The organism is Streptomyces sp. NPDC058086 (assembly GCF_042885015.1).
Lineage (GTDB): Bacteria > Actinomycetota > Actinomycetes > Streptomycetales > Streptomycetaceae > Streptomyces.
The window spans coordinates 1-15,188 of the sequence record NZ_JBHVST010000146.1; the positions used below are offsets into that span (position 1 = coordinate 1).

Genomic DNA, 15,188 nt, shown 5'->3' on the forward strand with positions numbered 1-15,188 from the left:
TTTTTTATTCACCCCGCCCCCCCCCATATCTACACTCAAACATCCGTCGGCCGCGTCTTTTGTTTATACGCCCCCGGGGGCGGACCGCGCCCGCCCCCGGGCGCGGTCCGCCGAACTGCCGTTGTGCGCGGCGGGTGTTACTGCGTGACGTTGATCGCCTGGTTGGCGCTGGACTCGGCCACCGACCAGCTGGAGTGGTCGTTCAGGGCGGCCGACTCGTTGTGGGCGCTGATGTTGGCGACGTGCTTGGTCACGTTGGTGGTGCGGCCGAAGCTGAACTTCAGGCGGCCCAGGGCCTCGCGGCCGGGGAGCAGCTCGGCGGACTCGGACTGCAGTTCGTTCATGTCCATGCTCATGGGATGTCCTTTCGGGACGTGGTTCGTTGATGCGGTGTGGTGATGGCACAGCGGTGGATGCGGGCGAGCATCCGGTGATGCGGAGGCGGGCGAGCCTCCGGTGCCGATTACTGGTGGACGTTGATGGCCTGCGAGGCACCCGAGGACGCGTCCGTCCAGCTGGAGTGGTCGTTCAGTGCGGCCGACTGGTTGGAGGCGTCGATGTTCGCGACGTGCTTGGTCACGTTGACGGTCTTGCCGAAGCTGAACTTCAGCCGACCGAGGGCCTCGCGACCCGGCAGCAGCTCAGCGGTCTCGGTGTCGAGTTCACGGTTGTCCATCATGATCAATTCCCCCTCAGGGATGGGCATTTCCGATCGGACAGAGGCTGGTTCCCCCCAAACTCTGTCCAATCTGGTCGGACGTGCTGTCCAACGAGATTGGACAGTAGTAGCCCCGGAGCTCGCCGCGCAAGCGGTTCGGGAAAAGACTTCTGGGGCCGGAGCGAAGCCCCCCGTAGAATCGATCCCGCTTGGAAGAGTTCCGCCCGGCGGCGAGCAGGAAGTGACCATCGGTGGCCAACGCACTGCAGCAGATCATCAGAGATCGCCTCGACCGCGAAGGCTGGTCCTACGGCGAAGTGGCACGTCGGGGCGGCATTCCGCGCTCCACCGTCCACCACTTGGCCACGGCCGAGCGGGTGGTGCGCATGCCCCAGCCCAGCACGCTGGAAGGGCTGTCCAAGGGGCTTGGACTGTCGTTGGACACCGTGCGGCGGGCCGCCGCGGAGGCGTGCGGCATTCATGTCTACGCGGCCGACGCCCCGCCTGCCGAAGGCGCGCCCGGCGCACCCGCCGACCCCGAGGTCGACCTGCTCATCGCCAGCGTCCAGCAACTCTCGGCCGACGACCGCCGTCATGTCGCCGCCCTGGTCGAGTCCCTGCTGGGCCGCGACGCGCGACGCGGCTAGTTTCTGCCGGGGTGCGGCACCGGGCGTGCGCCGGCGCACGCGGGAGCGACGAGATGTTCTCCGTCGGGGCGGGCCCCAGCGGGCGCTGCCCGGCGCCGGCCGGCAGGAGCCGTCCTCGTCGGGGTGCGCCGCGTGTGGCGGGTGGTGTGTTGCCGGGCGCCGCGGCTACGGGGCCGGCCTCGATGCCGGGGAGCTGCCCGACGCCGGTCAGTAGTCGTCAGCCGTCACCGTCAGGGTGCTCCGCGCGTCGTGGGAGTCGTGTGGCCCGGCGGAGCGGAGGGTGGCGACGCCCATGCCCACGGGGGTGGGCCGATGCCCGGCGGTGTGCGTCCGCGTCTACGAGGGTGGCTCGCATTCGGGTGATGGGGGGCGGTGTGGCGTCGTAGGGGCGGATGGACTTGGGCGGCGGTGGTGTTCCGGGGATCTGCGTCGGATGCCGGAGCCCCTCGTCAAAGGGACGTTGACATCGGTTCGGTCCGTACGGTCGCTCCGTCGCAGGCGACCCGGAGGCTTTGGCCCGGTCAAGGGCCGTACGGCGAAGACGCCCGTCCGAGTGCTCCGGTTCCGCTTCCCGGGGTTCCCGGTAAAAGAATCCAGAACGGCCGAAACCCCCAAGATCCGCAGCTAGTCTCTCATTCTGCTCGGGGCACGTGAGCCGCACGACCCCTGTGTCACCCAGGGGGACATGTGCTGTTCGTGCACGGAGGACCCACCACGGCAGTGGTGCGGGGCAGTACGGGAGAGTCCGTCGTCCTCCTCTCAGGTGAGCTGCCCGACATACTGACCGAGGGCGCACTCACCGAACTCCTCGACCTCGCCGCGGCCGTCCTCGACGAGGAGGAGCTCAAACTCTTCCGGCGCTGCCTGGACGCCCTCGTCCGCGGCGAGGGCGGCACCCCGCGCCGCATCGAACTCGACGGTGTCGTACTGACCGTTTACGAGGACTGATCCGGGCGATGCTTGCCCTCTGAGCCGTTGCCGGAGTGCCGGGAGGGGAAGCCGTGGGGGAGAGCAGAGGCCCGTCGGGAGAGCCGGGGAACCTGAACACGGGCGTGGCGCACAACGCCCGGGTCTGGAACTACTGGATCGGCGGCCGGGACAACTACCCCGTCGATCAGGCGGTCGGCGAGCAGGTCGCCACGATGTTCCCGGTGATCCGCGCCGTGGCCCTGGCCGACCGCGACTTCCTGGGCCGCGCGGTCCGCTTCCTGGCCGGGGAGCGCGGGATACGGCAGTTCCTGGACGTCGGCACCGGACTGCCGACCCTGGACAACACCCACGACATCGCCCAGCGGATCGCCCCCGAGTCGCGGATCGTGTACGTCGACAACGACCCCGTGGTGCTCGCCCACACCCGCGCGCTGCTGACCGGCACGCCCGAGGGTGTCACCGACTACCTCGACGCCGACGTCCACGACCCCGACGCCATCATCCGGGGCGCCGCGGGAACCCTCGACCTCGGCCGACCCGTCGCCGTCATGATGCTGGGCATCCTCAACTTCGTCCTCGACGGCGACGAGGCACGCGACATCGTGCGCAGGCTCATGGCCGCGCTCCCCTCCGGCAGCTGTCTCGCCCTGACCCACCCCACCACCGACGCCGACCTCGGAGGCGAGGGCAACGTCGCGGCCATGAGTTTCTGGAACGAGAACGCGACCCCGCCGATCACCGCCCGTGGCCGAGCCGAGATCACCACCTTCTTCGACGGCCTGGACCTCCTCGACCCGGGTCTCGTCTCCTGCGCCCGGTGGCGCGCCCGGCCCGGCGACGGCGCGGTCCTCCCGCAGTACGGCGCGGTCGCCGTGAAACCCTGACGGAACCGGCCGGGACCGGCCGGGACCGGCCGGGGCTTGGTCGGCGCCGGTCGGCGTGGTGACGTCCGCGGACGGCCTCCTGGCCCGGCCGTGCGGCGCCACGTAACGTGACACGACATGGAGGCAGCCGCTGACCTGTGCCGGAAGGGTGTGTCGTGAAGATCCTCATCAGCGCCGACATGGAGGGCGCCACCGGGGTGACCTGGCCCGCCGACGTGTTGCCGGGGACACCGCAGTGGGAGCGCTGCCGGCCGATGTTCACCTCGGACGTCAACGCCGCCGTCCTCGGCTTCTTCGACGGCGGCGCCGACGAGGTGCTGATCAACGAGGCCCACTGGTCCATGCGCAATCTGTTGCTGGAGCAGCTCGACGACCGGGCCGAGATGATCACCGGACGCCACAAGACGCTGTCCATGGTGGAGGGCGTCCAGCACGGGGACGTCGACGGGATCGCGTTCGTCGGCTACCACACGGGCGCCGGCACGGAGGGCGTCCTCGCCCACACCTACCTCCCCAACTCGATCACCGGCGTGTGGGTGAACGACGTACGGGCGAGTGAGGGACTGCTCAACTCCCATGTCGTCGCCGAGTACGGAGTGCCCGTCGTGCTCGTCACCGGCGACGACCTGACCTGTGAGGACGCGCTCGGCTACGCGCCGGAGGCACTCAAGGTCGCCGTCAAGGACCATGTGTCGCGGTACACGGCGGTCTGCCGTACGCCGGCCAGGACCGCTGCCGACATCCGGGCCGCGGCCAAGGCGGCGGCAGCCCTGGCGGTGCGTCAAGAACCGCTGGTGGGCGGCCCGTTCACGGTGGCGCTCGAATTCGACGCCGAACACCTGTCGATGGCGGCCACCGTCGTGCCCGGCGTGCGGCGCGTCGGGGAGCGCAAGGTGGTGTACACCAGCGAGACCATGTACGAGGGGATTCGCACCTTCAAGGCGGTCACCACGATCGTCTCGGCCGCGGTGGAGGAGCAGTATGGCTGACCAGAGGACCATGAACGAGCGGGCCGCGGAAGAACGCGACATGAGTGAACGGGCCGTGGACGAGCGGGCGTTGGACGAGGTCGTAGGGTTCACCTCCGACCTCATCCGCTTCGACACCACCAACCGGGGCGGCGGCGACTGCCAGGAGCGCCCCGCCGCCGAGTACGCCGCCGCGCGCCTGGCCGAAGCGGGCCTCGAACCCACACTGCTGGAGCGCACCAAGGGCCGTACGAACGTCGTCGCCCGTCTCGAAGGCACCGACCCGTCCGCCGACGCGCTGCTCGTCCACGGTCACCTCGACGTGGTGCCCGCCCAGGCCGACGACTGGAGCGTGCCCCCGTTCTCCGGTGAGATCCGCGACGGGGTTGTGTGGGGGCGCGGCGCGGTAGACATGAAGAACATGGACGCGATGATCCTTGCGGTCGTACGCCTGTGGGCGCGCCTCGGCGTCAGGCCCCGGCGCGACCTGGTGATCGCGTTCACGGCCGACGAGGAGGCGAGCGCGGAGGACGGCTCCGGGTTCCTCGCCGACCGGCATCCGGGACTGTTCGAGGGCTGTACCGAGGGCATCAGCGAGTCCGGGGCGTTCACCTTCCACGACGGCGCGGGCCGGGAGCTCTATCCGATCGCGGCGGGGGAGCGCGGCACCGGCTGGCTCAAGCTCACCGCGCACGGGCGGGCGGGCCACGGCTCCAAGGTGAACCGGGCGAACGCGGTGACCCGGCTGGCCGAGGCGATCGCCCGGATCGGCGCGTACGAGTGGCCCCTCAGGCTCACCCCCACCGTCCGCGCCGCCCTCACCGAACTCGCCACGCTGTACGGCGTCGACGCCGACCTGGACGACGTCGACGGTCTCCTGGACAAGCTCGGGCCCGCCGCCGCGCTCGTCGAGGCGACCGTCCGGGGCAGCGCCAACCCGACCATGCTCAGTGCCGGTTACAAGATCAACGTGATTCCGGGGGAGGCCGTCGCCCACGTGGACGGCCGCTATCTGCCGGGCGGCGAGGAGGAGTTCCGCACGACCCTCGACCGGCTCACCGGACCGGACGTGGAGTGGGAGTTCCACCACCGCGAGGTGGCCCTCCAGTCGCCGGTGGACTCGCCGACGTACGCCAAGATGCGTGCCGCCGTCGAGGAGTTCGCGCCTGAGGGGCACGTGGTGCCGTACTGCATGTCGGGCGGTACGGACGCCAAGCAGTTCTCGCGCCTCGGCATCACCGGCTACGGCTTCGCCCCGCTCAAGCTCCCCGAGGGCTTCGACTACCAGGCCCTCTTCCACGGAGTCGACGAACGCGTTCCCGTCGAGGCGCTGCACTTCGGCGTCCGCGTCCTCGACCGCTTCCTGCGCACGGCCTAGAGAGGACAGGATGCAGAACCTGGCGTACGGATCGTGGCCCTCGCCCATCGACGCGGCGCTCGCCGCCGCGCACGACGGGCAACCCGAGTTCGTCGGCTTCGTCGGCGACGAGGCATGGTGGACCGAACCCCGGCCCGCGGAGGGCGGACGGCGCACGCTCGTACGCCGACAGGCCGACGGCACGCAGGAGCCGGTGCTGCCGGCCCCCTGGAACGTGCGCAGCCGGGTCATCGAGTACGGCGGACAACCCTGGGCCGGCGAGATGCGCCCCGAGGGGCCGTTCGTGGTGTTCGTGAACTTCGCCGACCAGCGACTCTACGCGTACGAGCCCGACGCCCCGGACGCGCGGCCCCGCCCGCTGACCCCCGTGTCCCCGGTGGGCGGCGGACTGCGCTGGGTCGACCCGCGGTTGCGCCCCGAGCTGGGCGAAGTGTGGTGCGTGCTGGAGGAGTTCACCGGGGACGGACCCACCGACGTACGACGGGTCGTGGCCGCGGTGCCGCTCGACGGGTCGGCGGCGCAGGACCGCGACGCGTTGCGCGAACTCACCGACGGCAGCCACCGGTTCGTCACAGGACCCCGGCTCTCGCCCGACGGCGGGCAGGCGGCCTGGCTCGCCTGGGACCACCCGCGCATGCCCTGGGACGGCACCGAACTGATCCTCGCCGACGTCACCGGGCACGGCACCCTGCACGGCGCGCGACCCGTCGCCGGCGGACCGGAGGAGTCCATCGCCCAGGCGGACTGGACCCCCGACGGCACCCTCCTGTACGCCAGTGACCGCACCGGCTGGTGGAACCTGTACCGGCTCGGGGAGGACACGCCCGTCTGCCCCCGGGAGGAGGAGTTCGGCGGGCCGCTGTGGAAGATCGGATACCGCTGGTTCGCGCCGCTGGAGAGCGGGCTCGTCGCCGTCGTGCACGGCCGGGGCGCCACCGCGCTCGGGATACTCGACCCGGACACCGGCGAGGTCGTCGACGCGGCCGGCCCCTGGACCGAGTTCACCCCGACACTCGCGGTCCACGGCAGCCGGATCGTGGGCGTCGCCGCCAGCCCCCGCAGCGCGTACGAGGTCGTCGAACTGGACGCCCGCACCGGCCGCGCCAGGGTGGTCGGCGCCGGCCACGCCGACCCGGTGGACCCCGCGCACTACCCGGAGCCGCAGATCCGCACCTTCACCGGCCCCGCCGGGCGCGAGGTCCACGCCCACATCTACCCGCCGCACCACCCCGACCACGTGGCACCCGGCGACGAACTGCCGCCCTACGTCGTGTGGGCGCACGGCGGACCCACCGGCCGCGCGCCCCTCGTCCTCGACCTGGAGATCGCCTACTTCACCTCGCGCGGCATCGGTGTCGCCGAGGTCAACTACGGCGGATCGGCGGGGCACGGGCGGGAGTACCGCAACCGGCTGCGTGAGCAGTGGGGCGTCGTGGACGTCGAGGACTGCGCGGCCGTCGCGCTCGCCCTCGCCGAGGAGGGCACCGCCGACCGGCACCGGCTCGCCATCCGCGGCGGCAGCGCGGGCGGCTGGACCGCCGCCGCCTCCCTGACCGGCACCGACGTCTACGCCTGCGGCACGATCCTCTATCCGGTCCTCGACCTCGGCGAATGGGGCTCGGGGGAGACCCACGACTTCGAGTCGCAGTATCTGGAGACGCTGATCGGGCCGATCGCCGAGGTGCCGAGCCGCTACGTGGAACGCTCGCCCAGCGAGCGCGCCGACCGCATCACCGCGCCCTTCCTGATCCTCCAGGGCCTCGACGACGTCATCTGTCCGCCCGCGCAGTGCGAACGGTTCCTCGCCAGGCTGGCCCGGTCGACCGGGCGCCGCGTACCGCACGCCTACCTCACCTTCGAGGGCGAGGGGCACGGGTTCCGGCGGGCCGACACCATGGTGCGGGCCCTGGAGTCCGAACTCTCCCTGTACGCCCAGGTCTTCGGCCTGCGTCCACCCGGCATCCCCACCCTGCACCTCACCGCCGGAGAAGAGCCCGGCACAGCGCCGACGGGATCCGTCCCACCGATCGTGGAGTCCACCCAGTGAAAACCCTGACCCGTCCAGCCCGTCTCGCCCCCGGGGCCCGCGTCGCCGTCGTCGCGCCCAGCGGGCCCGTGGTCGAGGAGCGGCTGGCCGCGGGCCTCGACATCCTGCGGGGCTGGGACCTCGACCCCGTCGTGGCACCACATGTCCTGGACCGGCACCCCGAGTTCAGCTACCTCGCGGGCACCGACGCCGACCGGGCCGCCGATTTCCAGGCCGCCTGGTGCGACCCGGACGTGGCCGCGGTGTTCTGCGCCCGCGGCGGCTACGGCGTCCAGCGCATGGTCGACCTCCTCGACTGGGACGCGATACGGGCCGCAGGCCCCAAGGTGTTCCTCGGCTTCAGCGACATCACGGCACTGCACGAGGCGTTCGCGAACCGCGCGGGGCTGGTGACCCTCCACGGGCCGATGGCCGCGGCCGTCGACTTCATCAAGAACACTCGGGCACAGGAGCACCTTCGGGCGACGCTCTTCGAACCGGAGACGGTACGGGTGATCGGGTCCGGCGGGGGAGTGGCACCGCTCGTGCCCGGCCGCGCCTCGGGTGTCCTCCTCGGCGGGTGCCTGAGCATGCTCGCCGCCGACCTGGGCACCCCGCACGCCCGGACTTCCGCGCGTGGCGGGCTGCTCTGTCTGGAGGACGTGGGGGAGGAGACGTACCGCCTGGACCGGGCGCTCACCCAGCTCCTGCGGGCCGGCTGGCTGGACGGGGTCACCGGGGTCCTGCTCGGCTCCTGGGAGCGCTGCTCGCCGTACGAGCGCGTGCGGACGCTGCTCACCGACCGGCTCGGCGGGCTCGGGGTGCCGGTCGTCGAGGAGTTCGGATTCGGGCACGGCGAGGGCGCGTTGACGATTCCGTTCGGTGTACGGGCCGAACTCGACGCGGACGCGGGGACCCTGACGCTGGAGGAGCCGGCGCTCGCCCAGAACCTGTCGTGAAGGCCGCCGTCGCGTACTGTGTCGGGATGCCTGAGAACGCCACCGCCTACCTTGCCGAGGGGCCCCGCGTGGGCATCCGGCACTTCACCCACGAGGATGGTGCCGAGTTCACCGCACGGGCCCGGGAGAGCAAGGCGCTGCACCAGCCCTGGCTCTTCCCGCCCCGCAGCGTCGACGCCTATGCCGCCTACGCGGGGCGGCTCATCGAGGACCGTACGAAGGCCGGGTTCCTGGTCTGCGAACGGGACAACGGGGCCCTCGCCGGCTTCATCAACATCAACAACATCGTCGAGGGCGGCTTCCTGTGCGGGGCGCTGGGCTACGGCGCCTTCGCACACGCCGCCGGGCGCGGGCTGATGGCCGAGGGGCTCGGGCTCGTGGTCCGGTACGCCTTCGGGGCGATGGGGCTGCACCGGCTGGAGATCAACGTCCAGCCCCGGAACGCGGCCTCGATCGCCCTCGCCCGGCGCTGCGGATTCCGGCTGGAGGGGTTCTCGCCGGACTTCATCTACCTCGACGGGGCGTGGCGCGACCACGAGCGATGGGCGATCACCTCGGAGATGCTCCCTTCGAGCTGAACCCCCTTCGGGTCGAAGCTCCCGTCGAACCGAACTTTCCTTCGAGCACTGACGTCGTCGTCGCCTTTGCGGAATCCTGACCGGATCCTGACGAGCGGACACCCTGGTCAGGTGGCCGATGTCCCTGTTCCATGGTCATCGTGACGACGATCCGACGTGACGTACTGACCCTGCCGGTCGCGGAGTTGGGCCCGGACAACCCGCTGCCACCCCTGCGGCCGCTCGACGAGACACACCGCGTCGACGACCGCAGCGGCGCCGACCTGCCGCGCGACATGGCCCGGCAGATCCGCTACGAGCCGCTGCGCAGCGTTCTGCCCGAGCGCATCCGGGACGGATACGACAGACGGCGCGAGCCGCGCGGGATCGACACGATCGTGATCGAGAACGACCGGCTGCGGGCGGTGGTGTTGCCGGGCCACGGCGGCCGGGTGGCCTCGCTGTTCCACAAGCCCTCGCAGCGCGAACTCCTCTACCGCAACCCGGTGGTGCAGCCCGCCTGCTTCGCCCTCAACGGAGCCTGGGTCTCCGGCGGCATCGAGTGGAACATCGGAGCGACCGGCCACACCACCCTCTCCTGCGCCCCCGTGCACGCCGCCCGTGTGCCCGCCCCCGACGGCGGCGAGATGCTCCGCCTGTGGGAGTGGGAGCGGCTGCGCGACCTGCCGTTCCAGGTCGACCTGTGGCTCCCGGACGGCTCCGACTTCCTCCACGTCGGCGTCCGCGTCCGCAATCCGCACGAAAAACCCACGCCCCTGTACTGGTGGTCCAACATCGCCGTCCCCGAGGAACGCCGGGTGCTGGCCCCCGCGGACGAGGCCTGGCACTTCGGGTACGAGCGGCGGCTGCGGAGGGTGCCGGTACCGGAGCACGAGGGAGTGGACCGCACGTATCCGCCGCGCAGCGTCTTCCCCGCCGACTACTTCTACGAGGTGCCCGACGGGCAGCGCCGCTGGATCGCCGCGCTCGACGACACGGGCGACGGGCTCGTGCAGACGTCCACCGACGTGCTGCGCGGGCGCAAGCTGTTCGTCTGGGGCTCCGGTCCCGGCGGACGGCGCTGGCAGGAATGGCTCACCGAACCCGGCACCGGCGGCTACTGCGAGATCCAGGCCGGGCTCGCCCGCACCCAGCTGGAGCATGTCCGGCTGGAGGCGGAGAGCGAGGTGTCCTGGCTGGAGGCGTACGGGCCGCTGGCGGCGGATGCGGGGGCGGTGCACGGGGCGGACTGGGCGCTCGCGCGGGCGGAGACGGAACGCCGGCTGTCGGAGGTCCTCTCTCGCGGGGACGTCGACGCGGCGTACGAGGCGTGGCTGCCGTACGCCGACACCGAGCCCGGTGAGGTGCTGGCCGTCGGGTCCGGCTGGGGTGCGCTCGAAGTGCTGCGCGCCTCCCACAAGCTGCCCGGCACGCCGTTCCAGGAGTCCACGCTGGGGGAGGCGCAGACGCCCTGGGCGGAGCTCCTGCGGACCGGTGCCTTCCCGGAGCCGCGGCGGGTCGGGCCGCCCGGTGAGAGCCTGGTCGCTCCGCACTGGCGGGACATGCTGGAGACCGCGCCCGCCAAACCGCTCACCGAGTACCACCTCGGCGTCGCGCAGTGGCACGCCGGGGACCTGGCGCAGGCCGTGCGCAGCTGGGAGCGGGCGCTCGAACTCGCCCCGTCGCTCTGGCCGTTGCTGCGGTGTCTGGCCGTTGCCGACCAGGAGGCCGGCAACCGGGAACGGGCCGCCGACCGGTACGCCGAGGCCTTCGACGACCTGTGTCAGGAGCGGCGTGACGACGGTCCGGCCTGGACCGCGGCCACGGCCGCGCTCGGGCGGGAGGCGGTGGGGGCGCTGCTCGCTGTGCGGCGTACCGGGGAGGCGCGGCGGGTCTGGGATCGACTGCGGCCCGTTACACGGGCGCGCGGCCGGTTCCGTCTGCTCGAGGTGGAGCTGCTTCTCGCGGAGGGGGACCGGGACGGGGCGCGGGCGGTCTTCGACGAGGCGTTCGAGGTCGCCGACCTGCGGGAGGGGGCGGAGACCATCACCGCCCTGTGGGCCCGTCTGACGGACGAGCCGCTCCCGCCCCACTACGACTTCCGCATGCGCCCGCCCTCCAACTAGCCTCTCCTCGTCCTCGTCCTCGTCCTCGTCCTCGAACGCCGGACGCCGGACGGGCTGAAGGATGCGCGTCGGCGCTCCTGAGGGGCGCGGGGAACTGCGCGATGAGCCCCCACCGGGCGGCGGTCGGGCGATCCGGGGCGGGGGCGTTCAGGGGGTGGGGGATCCGCGGTCGACGTACTCGTACACCACACCGTCCGGATGCATGGCGATCAGATTGCGTCCGGCCGGCGTCCCCACCGGTCCCGCCAGAATCCGTGCGCCCAGCTCGCTGAGCACCCGATGCGCGTCCTCGACGTCCTTGACGGCGATGGTCGCGGAGACCTTCCGCAGGACCTCCAGATCGGCCTCGGGTCCGCTCATGAGCAGGAAGCAGCCCACCGCCGCCACCGACACACCGCCGCGCTCGAACCGCAGGGCCCGCCCACCGGCAAGTCTTTCGTAGAAGGGGACCGAAGCCTCCAGGTCGTCGACGCAGATCCGCAACGTGGCTCCCAGAATCTCCATGCGGACGAGCTTAGTTGGGCACGCCGGAGGACGAGATCGTTTCGGACGTCTCCTCCGGACGGCCGAATGACCCCGGGGGCGAGGAGGAAACACCGGGGCCCCCGGGTTTGGGTGCCCCGACCGCGGGGACGCGGAAAGCCCCCGTACGAGGCACGAGCGACATCGCCGGAGGCGAAACCGTGAGTCGACCCCGCATCGTGATCGTCGGTGCCGGCTTCGCCGGGTACCGAACCGCCCGCACGCTGGCGCGGTTGACCCGGCACAAGGCCGACATCACCCTTCTCAACCCGACCGACTACTTTCTGTATCTGCCCCTGCTGCCCCAGGTCGCCGCCGGGGTCCTGGAGCCACGCCGTGTGACCGTCTCGCTCCCCGGCACCCTGCCCGACGTACGCCTGGTGCTGGGCGAGGCCGACGGCATCGACCTCGACGCACGCACCGTGCACTACACGGATCCCGAGAGCGAGCCGGGCACGCTGACGTACGATCGTCTCGTGCTGGCCGTCGGCGGCGTGAACAAGCTGCTGCCCGTGCCCGGTGTCGCCGAGTACGCGCACGGCTTCCGCGGACTGCCCGAGGCGCTGTACCTCCGCGACCACGTGACCCGGCAGGTGGAGCTGGCCGCCGCGTCCGATGACCCGAAAACCCGTGCAGCGCGGTGCACGTTCGTGGTGGTCGGCGCCGGGTACACGGGGACCGAGGTCGCGGCCCAGGGACAGCTGTTCACCGACGCGCTGGTACGCAGGCAACCACTGCGGGAGGGCATGCGGCCGCGCTGGCTGCTGCTCGACGTCGCGCCGCGTGTCCTGCCCGAGCTGGACGAGCGGCTCTCCCGCGCCGCCGACCGCGTCCTGCGACGACGGGGCGTCGACGTGCGCACGGGGACCTCGGTCGAGGAGGCGACCCCGAGCGGCGTCCGCCTCAGCGACGGGGAGTTCGTCGACACGCGGACGCTGGCGTGGTGTGTCGGCGTACGGCCCGATCCGCTCGTGGAGGCGCTCGGGCAGCCACTGGAACGGGGGCGGCTGCTCGTCGACCCGTATCTCCAGGTGCCGGGCCGTCCCGAGGTGTTCGCGTGCGGCGACGCCGCGGCCGTACCGGATCTTGAGCGGCCGGGGCAGTACACGCCGATGACGGCGCAGCACGCCTGGCGGCACGGGAGGGTCGCGGGGCGCAATGTCGCCGCCTCGCTCGGCGTCGGGAGCCGACGTGCCTACCGCCATCGCGACCTGGGCTTCACCGTCGACCTCGGGGGCGCGCAGGCCGCCGCCAACCCCCTGGGCATCCCGCTGTCCGGCCCTCTCGCCGGGGCCGTCACCCGCGGCTACCACCTCGCCGCGATGCCCGGCAACCGCGTCCGCGTCGCGGCCGACTGGCTGCTGGACGCCGTACTGCCGCGCCAGGCCGTGCAGTTGGGCCTGGTCCGCTCGTGGTCCGTGCCGCTGGACACCGCCTCGCCGGAACTGGCACGGGTGGCCGGTTCCCCCGGCGACTTCGCGAACCGTCCGGAAGGAGAGTCATGAACACCACCGTGAACGCCATGGACACCCGTCAACTCAAAGAACTCGCACAGCAGTTGCGCGTCGACAGTGTGCGCGCTGCCGCCGCCGCCGGATCCGGGCACCCCACGTCCTCGATGTCGGCGGCCGACCTGATGGCGGTCCTGCTGGCCAAGCACCTGCGCTACGACTTCGAGCGCCCCCAGCATCACGGCAATGACCGTTTCATCCTCTCCAAGGGGCATGCCTCACCGCTCCTGTACGCCGCGTACAGGGCGGCCGGGGCCATCAGCGAGGCCGAACTGCTCACCTTCCGCAAGCTCGGCAGCCGCCTCGAAGGGCATCCGACACCCCGGCGGCTTCCGTGGGTCGAGACCGCCACCGGCTCGCTCGGCCAGGGGCTGCCCGTGGGGGTCGGCGTCGCACTGGCCGGTAAACGGCTCGACCACACCGGCTACCGGGTGTGGGTGCTGTGCGGCGACAGTGAGCTCGCCGAGGGATCCGTCTGGGAGGGCGCCGAGCACGCCGGATACGAGCACCTCGACAACCTCGTCGCGATCATCGACGTCAACCGGCTGGGCCAGCGCGGCCCGACCCGGCACGGTCACGACCTCGACGCGTACGCGCGCCGGTTCCAGGCCTTCGGCTGGCACACCGTGGAGATCGACGGACACGATGTCGACGCCATCGGCCGCGCGTACGCCGAGGCGGAGTCCACCGCGGGACAGCCGACCGTGATCATCGCCCGCACGCTCAAGGGCAAGGGCGTCGAGTCGGTCCAGGACCGCGAGGGCCTGCACGGCAAACCGCTGCCGGACGCCGAGGAGGCGATCGCCGAGCTCGGCGGAGTGCGCAACCTGCACGTGGAGGTCCAACAGCCTCCCCCGGCAAGGGTGTTGCACGCCGTACGCTCCGGCCATCTCGAACTGCCCCGCTACGACATCGGGGACAAGGCCGCCACCCGCGACGCCTACGGACAGGCGCTCGCCGCGCTCGGCACCGCCCGTGGTGACGTCGTCGCCCTGGACGGCGAGGTGGGCGACTCCACCCGCACCGAGCTCTTCGCCAAGGAGCACCCCGACCGCTTCTTCGAGTGCTACATCGCCGAGCAGCAACTCGTCGCGGCCGCCGTCGGCATGGCCGCGCGCGACTGGGTGCCGTACGCCACCACGTTCGCGGCGTTCCTCACCCGGGCCCACGACTTCATCCGGATGGCCGCGATCAGCGGCTCCGACATCAACCTCGTCGGCTCGCACGCGGGCGTCTCGATCGGCCAGGACGGCCCCTCGCAGATGGCCCTGGAGGATCTGGCGATGTTCCGGGCGCTGTACGGCACGACCGTGCTCTACCCGTGCGACGCCAACCAGACGGCCAAGCTCGTGGCCACGATGGCGGACTGCGAGGGCATCCGCTATCTGCGCACCTCACGCGGTGACACCCCGGTGATCTACAGCCCCACCGAGGAGTTCCCCGTCGGCGGCAGCAAGGTACTGCGCGCCAGTGACGAGGACCGGCTGACGCTCGTCGCCGCGGGCGTCACCCTCCACGAGGCGCTGGCCGCCGCCGAGTCGCTCGACCGCGAGGGCATCCAGGTCAGGGTCATCGACCTCTACTCGGTCAAGCCCGTCGACCGCCTCACCCTGCGCGAGGCCGCCGAACAGACCGGCTGCCTCGTCACCGTCGAGGACCACCGTGAGGAGGGCGGCATCGGCGACGCGATCCTCGACGCCTTCCTCGACGGCCGCCCGGTGCCGCGCCTGGTCCGCCTCGCCGTCCGTACCATGCCGGGTTCGGCGACCCCCGCCGAGCAACTGCATGCCGCGGGCATCGACGCGGAGTCGATCGCGGCGGCGGCGCGGCTGCTGGTGGAGACGGCAATCGTGCGCTGACGTGCGCTGAGCCGAGCCGTACCTGCTGAATTCTGAAACCCGAATCCTGAATCCGATGCCGGATTTGAATTCGACCGGAAAATTCGAATACGACCTAGGAATGTTCTGGAGATGTCTGCGGCCCGAGGCCTGAACAAGGCCTCGGGCCGATTCCGGAAACAGC

The 15,188-nt window shown here is 71.6% G+C and carries 14 protein-coding genes; 11 read left to right on the forward strand and 3 right to left on the reverse strand.

The genetic code is table 11. The annotated features are described in order from the left end of the window. Positions 1-137 precede the first annotated feature (137 nt). Positions 138-356, reverse strand: a complete 219-nt coding sequence (locus ACFVWD_RS52165; RefSeq protein ID WP_054230284.1) for a hypothetical protein — start codon at positions 354-356, stop codon at positions 138-140. A 107-nt stretch (positions 357-463) separates the two neighbouring features. After that, the gene (locus ACFVWD_RS52170) at positions 464-679 is read right to left on the reverse strand and encodes a hypothetical protein (protein ID WP_225900558.1); all 216 of its coding nucleotides are present in this window, start codon (positions 677-679) and stop codon (positions 464-466) included. Between the two features lie 230 nt (positions 680-909). Between ACFVWD_RS52170 and ACFVWD_RS52175 the strand changes: the two genes are divergently transcribed. From ACFVWD_RS52175 to ACFVWD_RS52215, 9 genes are all read left to right on the forward strand, one after another. Next, positions 910-1,305, forward strand: coding sequence for a helix-turn-helix transcriptional regulator (locus ACFVWD_RS52175; RefSeq protein ID WP_067362236.1), 396 nt, complete (start codon positions 910-912; stop codon positions 1,303-1,305). Between the two features lie 696 nt (positions 1,306-2,001). Then, on the forward strand, positions 2,002-2,253 hold the full coding sequence (locus tag ACFVWD_RS52180; protein ID WP_225900559.1) for a hypothetical protein: 252 nt from the start codon (positions 2,002-2,004) through the stop codon (positions 2,251-2,253). A gap of 53 nt (positions 2,254-2,306) precedes the next feature. Beyond that, positions 2,307-3,119 carry an SAM-dependent methyltransferase gene (locus ACFVWD_RS52185; RefSeq protein WP_389605717.1) on the forward strand — a complete coding sequence of 271 codons (813 nt, stop codon included), beginning with the start codon at positions 2,307-2,309 and terminating at the stop codon, positions 3,117-3,119. Between the two features lie 155 nt (positions 3,120-3,274). Then, positions 3,275-4,108, forward strand: coding sequence for a M55 family metallopeptidase (locus ACFVWD_RS52190; protein WP_389605718.1), 834 nt, complete (start codon positions 3,275-3,277; stop codon positions 4,106-4,108). Positions 4,109-4,148: 40 nt separating this feature from the next. Next, entirely contained in the window at positions 4,149-5,465 is a 1,317-nt protein-coding gene (locus tag ACFVWD_RS52195) for a M20/M25/M40 family metallo-hydrolase (RefSeq protein WP_389605733.1), read from the forward strand. Positions 5,466-5,475: 10 nt separating this feature from the next. Then, on the forward strand, positions 5,476-7,512 hold the full coding sequence (locus tag ACFVWD_RS52200; protein WP_389605720.1) for a prolyl oligopeptidase family serine peptidase: 2,037 nt from the start codon (positions 5,476-5,478) through the stop codon (positions 7,510-7,512). Continuing rightward, on the forward strand, positions 7,509-8,450 hold the full coding sequence (locus ACFVWD_RS52205; protein ID WP_389605721.1) for an LD-carboxypeptidase: 942 nt from the start codon (positions 7,509-7,511) through the stop codon (positions 8,448-8,450). The genes ACFVWD_RS52200 and ACFVWD_RS52205 overlap by 4 nt, the downstream gene beginning before the upstream one ends. Before the next feature lie 26 nt (positions 8,451-8,476). After that, positions 8,477-9,028, forward strand: a complete 552-nt coding sequence (locus tag ACFVWD_RS52210; RefSeq protein ID WP_389605723.1) for a GNAT family N-acetyltransferase — start codon at positions 8,477-8,479, stop codon at positions 9,026-9,028. 131 nt (positions 9,029-9,159) lie between these two features. Next, positions 9,160-11,133, forward strand: coding sequence for a DUF5107 domain-containing protein (locus ACFVWD_RS52215; protein ID WP_389605724.1), 1,974 nt, complete (start codon positions 9,160-9,162; stop codon positions 11,131-11,133). 147 nt (positions 11,134-11,280) lie between these two features. Here the strand turns inward: ACFVWD_RS52215 and ACFVWD_RS52220 are convergent, their stop codons facing one another. Then, a complete protein-coding gene (locus ACFVWD_RS52220) occupies positions 11,281-11,637 on the reverse strand; it encodes a VOC family protein (RefSeq protein WP_075029764.1) in 357 nt (118 codons plus the stop codon). A gap of 179 nt (positions 11,638-11,816) precedes the next feature. Between ACFVWD_RS52220 and ACFVWD_RS52225 the strand changes: the two genes are divergently transcribed. Both ACFVWD_RS52225 and ACFVWD_RS52230 read left to right on the forward strand, forming a co-directional pair. Next, positions 11,817-13,160 (forward strand): NAD(P)/FAD-dependent oxidoreductase, encoded by a 1,344-nt coding sequence (locus ACFVWD_RS52225; protein WP_389605726.1) that lies wholly within the window; start codon positions 11,817-11,819, stop codon positions 13,158-13,160. Positions 13,161-13,177: 17 nt separating this feature from the next. Beyond that, positions 13,178-15,025 carry a transketolase gene (locus ACFVWD_RS52230; RefSeq protein WP_389605734.1) on the forward strand — a complete coding sequence of 616 codons (1,848 nt, stop codon included), beginning with the start codon at positions 13,178-13,180 and terminating at the stop codon, positions 15,023-15,025. The last annotated feature ends 163 nt before the right edge of the window (positions 15,026-15,188 follow it).

Excerpts from the sequence above, each read along its gene's own strand:
- ACFVWD_RS52165 (WP_054230284.1), bottom strand. The coding sequence starts at position 356 with ATGAGCATGGACATGAACGAACTGCAGTCCGAGTCCGCCGAGCTGCTC.
- ACFVWD_RS52170 (WP_225900558.1), bottom strand. The coding sequence starts at position 679 with ATGATGGACAACCGTGAACTCGACACCGAGACCGCTGAGCTGCTGCCG.
- ACFVWD_RS52195 (WP_389605733.1), top strand. The coding sequence starts at position 4,149 with ATGAGTGAACGGGCCGTGGACGAGCGGGCGTTGGACGAGGTCGTAGGG.
- ACFVWD_RS52200 (WP_389605720.1), top strand. The coding sequence starts at position 5,476 with ATGCAGAACCTGGCGTACGGATCGTGGCCCTCGCCCATCGACGCGGCG.
- ACFVWD_RS52210 (WP_389605723.1), top strand. The coding sequence starts at position 8,477 with ATGCCTGAGAACGCCACCGCCTACCTTGCCGAGGGGCCCCGCGTGGGC.
- ACFVWD_RS52215 (WP_389605724.1), top strand. The coding sequence starts at position 9,160 with ATGGTCATCGTGACGACGATCCGACGTGACGTACTGACCCTGCCGGTC.
- ACFVWD_RS52220 (WP_075029764.1), bottom strand. The coding sequence starts at position 11,637 with ATGGAGATTCTGGGAGCCACGTTGCGGATCTGCGTCGACGACCTGGAG.
- ACFVWD_RS52230 (WP_389605734.1), top strand. The coding sequence starts at position 13,178 with ATGGACACCCGTCAACTCAAAGAACTCGCACAGCAGTTGCGCGTCGAC.